The 779-nt window shown below is 66.4% G+C and carries 2 protein-coding genes; both read right to left on the bottom strand.

All coding sequences use genetic code 11. The features are described from left to right. Positions 1-314, bottom strand: a 314-nt coding sequence (locus tag EN991_RS38410; RefSeq protein WP_348630524.1) for a biotin/lipoyl-containing protein, incomplete at its 3' end; no start/stop codon positions are given. Between the two features lie 14 nt (positions 315-328). Beyond that, a partial coding sequence (locus tag EN991_RS38405; RefSeq protein WP_281058862.1) for a transketolase C-terminal domain-containing protein occupies positions 329-779 on the bottom strand: 451 nt, incomplete at its 5' end.

Genomic DNA, 779 nt, shown 5'->3' with positions numbered 1-779 from the left:
GCAGCCGTCGCCGTGGCCGGCGCGATCGAAGCGGATTGGCCAGCGATCAGCTTCTCGCCAACTATCGGTTTCTCGTCCGCGATCGTGCCGAGCACGGCGCCCACCGGCGCTTCCTGTCCCTCGGCGAAGAAGATCTCAGCCAGCCAGCCGTCGCGGTCGGCTTCGATTTCGGTCGCGGCCTTGGCCGTCTCGACGGTGACGACCAGATCGCCGGCCTTGACCGGATCGCCTGGCTTCACCGCCCAGGCGATCACCAGCACGGCTTCCATGTATTCGCCGCCGGCGCTGTCGATGCTGATCGGATGGGTCGCCATCGCCGCCGCCTCCGTCACTTCAGCGTCTTCAGCGCGGCGGTGCGGATCTTCTCGGCACTTGGCAGCATCGCCGTTTCCAGCGGCTCGGAATAGGGGATCGGCATGTCCGGCAGCGTGACGCGCGCGACCGGCGCGTCCAGCTCGTCGAAGGCGTGATCCATGATCGTTGCCGAAAGCTCGGCGGCGTAGCCGCAAAAGCGCCAGCCCTCGTTGACCACCACGGCATGGTGCGTTTTCGCGATCGAGGCGACGATGGCGTTGACATCCAGCGGGCGCAGCGACCGGAGATCGACGATCTCGGCCGAAACACCGTCGGCTGCGAGAAGATCCGCGGCTTTCAGTGCCTCGACCACCATCTTGGAGGTGGCGAATATCGAGATATCGCTGCCTTCGCGCAGGGTTGCCGCCTTGCCGAGCGGCACGGTCACATCGCCTTCCGGCACCTCGCCGCGGGTGTTGTAGAGC

This window comes from Mesorhizobium sp. M7A.F.Ca.US.005.03.2.1, assembly GCF_003997795.1.
Classification (GTDB): Bacteria; Pseudomonadota; Alphaproteobacteria; order Rhizobiales; family Rhizobiaceae; genus Mesorhizobium; species Mesorhizobium ciceri.
The sequence above is the reverse complement of the archived record's forward strand: the minus strand, read 5'-3'. Positions and strand labels throughout refer to the sequence as shown.